This window comes from Steroidobacter sp. (assembly GCF_016790065.1).
Classification (GTDB): Bacteria; Pseudomonadota; Gammaproteobacteria; order Steroidobacterales; family Steroidobacteraceae; genus Steroidobacter.
In genome coordinates this window covers 1-4,950 of record NZ_JAEUPY010000411.1, presented here as the reverse complement: position 1 = coordinate 4,950, position 4,950 = coordinate 1, and the positions used below count along the sequence as shown (strand labels likewise).

The window sequence follows — 4,950 nt, the reverse complement described above, 5'->3', positions numbered from 1 at the left end:
CGTTGCTGGTCCAGGTGTAGTCGGTCTCCATCTGCCAATCGTTCGGCAGCTCGATCAGCAATCCACCGGTGGCGCGCGGGACTTCGGTCTCGCTCCAGATCTCCGAGCGCTCACCGAGCGCCGGCAACGTCACTCGCACGTCCTGCTGAAATGGGTTGTACGGCGAAGCGGCGCTGACGATGTATGAAGCCGATGCCGGCATCCAGTACGCACTGCGCAGGTTGGTGCTGTTATACAGCTCGATGAACGCCTCGACGTTCTCAGACATCTGGCGACGTGCCGTAGCAATAAAGGACTTCACTTCCGGCATGCCATGCACCGGCGCACGCAGGCCTTGGCCGGTCGTGCCGCCAACGGAGTCGACGCGATTGAAATCGTAGGTGCCGGCATTCGCCAGCAAGCCCGCACCGATGGCCAGCGGAGACGTCGCACCAGTAACGCCAGCGGACAAATGGGTGATGTTCGAGCCCAAGCTACCGCCGCCATACTCCGGTCGCAACGTGAGATTGCCGCCGCTAACCGAACCGATGTTTGGCAACGCGCCCACCGTGAAAGGAGCCGCCGGCGAGGTCAGCATGGCAGGATTATTTCTGAGCACGTTGGCGAGTCCGCGTGCATACAGCTCGGGCCGATCACGGGCCAGCGGCGCCTGGCTATCCGAGTAGCGTGCGCCGACCATCACGTGAGTGCGACCACCTTCCAGCGACAGTCCGTAAGTGGCATCGACGGTGCGGATCGGCGCATCGACGTCGAACGGGCTGCGATAAGAAACATTCACTTGCCCGCCTTCGTAGTTTTTCTTCAACACTACGTTGATCACGCCACCGATGGCGCTACCGCCGTAGATTGCCGATGACGAGACCGGCAGCACCTCGATGCGCTCCACGGCCCCGATGGGCACGCTATTCACGTCCGGTTGATTGGTGGCGCCGAACAGCGCGATGGTGGCGGTGCGCCGGCCGTTGATCAGGATCAACGTCTGGTTGGTGCCGATGCCTCGCAAGTTGACATTGCTCATGGTGCCGACGGTGCTGACGGCCGCGAGCCCGGGATTGCGGGCCACTGCGTTCATGGTCAAATGTTTCTTGAGGAAATCTTCGACGTTGGCGGCACCGGACTTTTCGATCTCGTCTTTGCCGATGATCTGATACGGCTGCGCATCGTTCTCGGTGCGCACGATGTCCATGTTGCCCTCGGTAAAGGGCTTGCGCGCACTGACCAGCACTTCGGAAATGTTCTGATCGTCGTGGGCAGTCGAGACCGACTCCGCCTGTGCCAGCCGTATAGTCCCAGACTCGCTGAGTGCAGAGGTTTCAGTACCTGAGCCAAGCTCGACCGTCACGGCATGGCTGCTGGTCTGTCGAAACTTCAACCCCGAACCACGCAACAGTTCCGCGAGCGCCTGCTCGACCACCCGCTGGCCCTTCACTCCAGCCGTGGTCTTGCCGACTAGCGTCTGTGTCGTCGCCAGCACTTGAATGCCCGCCTGCCGGGAGAAGGCCAGCAGCGCCGTATCGAGGGACTGCGCAGTGATGTCGAACTGTGCCGCCTCATCCAGCTGCGCCGCCTCCAGCTCGCCCGAGGCGTGCATGGCCAGCACCGCAAGCAATGCCGCCCGCAACCCGTTGTACCGTCCCGTTCCGCTCTTTTTGTGGATATGCATGTCGCTCCCCTAGGACCCATTGTCGCCGGCCGTGAGCCGGAATGTGTCCTTGTGACGGAGCGGGCCGCGGTTTCGGACAATTTTAAGGGGCCTTGTCCATTTCTGCCCCCTGCTCCGTCTTAAGAGGACGAGGCACAATGACACCCATGCCTGCCCCCAACGACGACGCCCCCCAGTCACCCGCCGCCCCGGCGGGTGCTCGGGCGCGTTTGGTGGAACGGCTGTTTCAGGAACACAACGATTCGTTGTTACGCTTTCTGTCGGCGCGCATGGGCTCGCACCAGGATGCCAAGGAGGTAGCGCAGGAAGCTTATGTCCGCCTGCTGGCTCTGGATACCCCCGGCGCGGTCAGCTATCTGCGGGCCTTCCTGTTCAAGATTGCCGCCAACATCGCCATCGATCGGCTGCGTACGCGTCGCTCCAGCGAGCGAACCGCCGCGTTCGATTTCTTTCGCGCGAATACCGAAGGCCCGTCGGCGGAACGCCAGGCCTCCGGCATCCAGGACATGGAACTGCTACAGCGACTGCTGGAAGAGTTGCCGCTGAAATGCCGTCGCGCCTTCATGCTCAACCGCTTTCATGGCTTGGACATTCCCGCCATCGCAACGGATCTGCATACCACTGAGCGCTCGGTGCGCCGCTACATCGTGCAGGCCCTGGTGCACTGTCGCGCCGGGCTCGATGTCGCGCATGGAGCGGATGACTCAGCCCCAGGGACTCAGCCATGAACATCAACCGGACGATGAGCACTACAGACGCCACCTTGCCGAGAACTGTGGCCGCGGAATGGCTGGTGCGGATTCAGAACGACGACTTGAGTGTCGAGGAAATCTCCGAATGGCAGCAGTGGCTGGCCGCCAGTGACGAGAATCGTAAGGCGTTCGAGCAACTCCAACAGCTGTGGTACGACTTCGATGGACTGCCCGAGAAGTCTGCGCCCGCGTTACCGACGGCCGCCCCGTCCTCCCGGCCGGTTTGGTTCGCCATCGCGGCGACTTTGCTGATCGCGGTGACGTTGGGGCTGTGGCGGCCGTGGACCAACGACACTTCGCTCACCCATCAAGAAACCATAGCGTACGAGACGCAGCCAGCCGAACATCGCGACGTGACATTGCAAGATGGCTCGCGCCTCGCGTTGAGCGGTAAGTCACTGGCGTTGGTGCGGTTCGATACTTCGGAGCGCGCCATCAAGTTGGATCGCGGTGAAGTCTTTTTCAATGTGGCCAAGGATCCGCAGCGACCGTTCGTCGTGCGCACTGGCGATGCCAGCATCACTGCCGTCGGCACTGCATTCAATGTGCGCCAGGCCATCGATCGACTCAACGTCACAGTCACCGAAGGCACCGTTCAAGTGCGGCGTCAGGATAGCGATGAGATCGTCGCGACCCTCACCGCCGGCCAGCAGTTCACGCTGGACGCCAACGCCGGCTCGGCGAAAGTGCAAACTTCCACACCGGACGCCGCCTCGGCTTGGCGCAGCGGCCGGTTGGAATATCTGGGCGAGCCGTTGAAGTACGTCGTGGCCGACGTGAATCGCTATTCCACGCTGGATATTTCTATTGCTGATCCAGCGGTGGGCGAGCTGCTGCTGTCCGGCACCGTGTTCGAGAACGACATCGACGGCTGGCTGCGTAGCGTGGAAGCACTCCTCCCCGTGAGAGTGGATCAATCCACTCCCGGGAAGGTCGTGCTGTCCTCACGCTGAGCCTATTGCTGCAGCCGCCGATCGAAGAAATCGAACAGACGACTCGCTCGTGACCGCAACTGCCGATGTGTCGCCGGGCTGTGCGCGCCACCGGGTTCGACCATAGCTTCGACTTCGATGCCCTTTCGCCGCAGCGACTGGCCCAGCTGAATCGCCTGCACCAACCAGCCGTCGCGATCATCGTCGCCGCTGATGAACAGCAACGGCGCACGCCAACCTTTGAGGTGCGCGTTCGCAGACGATTCGTGAGCCAGGTCTTCGTACTTCATTCGCTCGGACAAACGGAACGGCAGTCGTGCGCCGCCCTTGTCGAGTTCCAACTCCATCTGCCAATCGGCCACGCCGACCAAGCTCGCACCTGCGGCCCAAACATCAGGCGCACGTGCCAACGCAGCCGTCGTTAGATAGCCACCGTAGGAGATTCCGAAGATGCCGATGCGTTTCGCGTCGACCTCCGGCAAGCGCGCCAGATAACGGCCCGATGCAATTGCATCCAATGTATCGCTGCCACCGCTACCGCCATAGGCCGGCGCTTCACGGAACTGCAAACCATATCCAATGCCGCTGCGGAAGTTCGGAACCAGCACAACGTAGCCGCGCATCACCAACGCTTGGACCAAGCCCCAGGCGAGGTTCGGCTCCTCCGTTGCAATGGAACGCGAGCCACCGTGCACATAAACGATTGCCGGGCGCTTCTGCGCAGCTTTCAATCCGGTCGGCTTGAACAGCAACGCGCGAAACTTCAAACCGTCCTCGGCTTGCAGATCGACGACGCTCGGCGGGACCAGCTGATCCGTTGGAAACTCGCGCGGGATCACATCAGACACCAACGGCTTGAGCTTGTCGCCCGCGTCGCTCACCAGGACTTGCGAAGGGGTGCGAGCGTTGAAGCCTAAGAACGCGACTCGGCCATCACGCAACGGCAACGCAGGCTGGACGTAACTTGTGCCGTAGCCACCAGACAACAGTTTGGGCGTGCCGCCTTCAGCGGGGATACGAAACAACTCGAACCGCTCGGGCTCGCGTGCGTTGACCATGTAGTACAACGAGCGACCATCCGCCGATACCGACGGCGACCACACTTCACCCTGGCTCCGAGTGAGCTGTTGAGGTGCGCGACCGTCGAGTCCGACGCGGTAGAGCTGCGTCCAACCAGTCTTTTCCCAGGTGAACACGACGTGCTCATCGTGCGTCCAGACGAGCGGGGCTCGCACAGCATTCTCACTCGCCGCGAACGCAATCGGTTTGCCACCCGTGCTGCCAGGACCGGCATCAGCCGTCCACAACGTGCGCACGTCGCCCGTTCGCAGATCCGCCAGCTGAATCGACCACGGGATACTTTCCATGCGTGGCGTGAAGCGATAGCTCTGCGCTTCTTCGGGCACACGCACAAAAGCTAGATACCGACTGTTCGGCGACCAAGCCGGCAGCTGATCGCTTTCCAACGATGCGCCGAAATAACGAAGCTCGCGTGAGTTGATGTCGAAAGTACCGACGAAGCTGTGCGTGCCACGCATGCTGACGAAGGCCAACTGCCGTCCATCCGGCGACCACGCGAGCTGCGCAGCCGAACCTCGGATGG

4 protein-coding genes are annotated in these 4,950 nt (G+C 61.9%); 2 read left to right on the top strand and 2 right to left on the bottom strand.

Annotated elements, in window-relative coordinates; all coding sequences use genetic code 11:
- A partial coding sequence (locus JNL55_RS16900) for a TonB-dependent receptor plug domain-containing protein (RefSeq protein WP_293855984.1) occupies positions 1-1,663 on the bottom strand: 1,663 nt, incomplete at its 3' end.
- 137 nt (positions 1,664-1,800) lie between these two features.
- On the opposite strand from JNL55_RS16900, the gene JNL55_RS16895 reads away from it, so the two are divergent.
- Both JNL55_RS16895 and JNL55_RS16890 read left to right on the top strand, forming a co-directional pair.
- A complete protein-coding gene (locus tag JNL55_RS16895) occupies positions 1,801-2,391 on the top strand; it encodes an RNA polymerase sigma factor (protein WP_293855981.1) in 591 nt (196 codons plus the stop codon).
- Positions 2,388-3,368 carry a FecR family protein gene (locus tag JNL55_RS16890; protein ID WP_293855978.1) on the top strand — a complete coding sequence of 327 codons (981 nt, stop codon included), beginning with the start codon at positions 2,388-2,390 and terminating at the stop codon, positions 3,366-3,368. Before JNL55_RS16895 ends, JNL55_RS16890 begins: the two co-directional genes overlap by 4 nt.
- Positions 3,369-3,370: 2 nt before the next feature.
- Here JNL55_RS16890 and JNL55_RS16885 read toward each other — a convergent pair.
- Positions 3,371-4,950, bottom strand: a 1,580-nt coding sequence (locus JNL55_RS16885) for a S9 family peptidase (protein ID WP_293855975.1), incomplete at its 5' end; no start/stop codon positions are given.

Coding starts and splice junctions, on each gene's coding strand:
- JNL55_RS16895 (WP_293855981.1), top strand. CDS start 1,801: ATGACACCCATGCCTGCCCCCAACGACGACGCCCCCCAGTCACCCGCC.
- JNL55_RS16890 (WP_293855978.1), top strand. CDS start 2,388: ATGAACATCAACCGGACGATGAGCACTACAGACGCCACCTTGCCGAGA.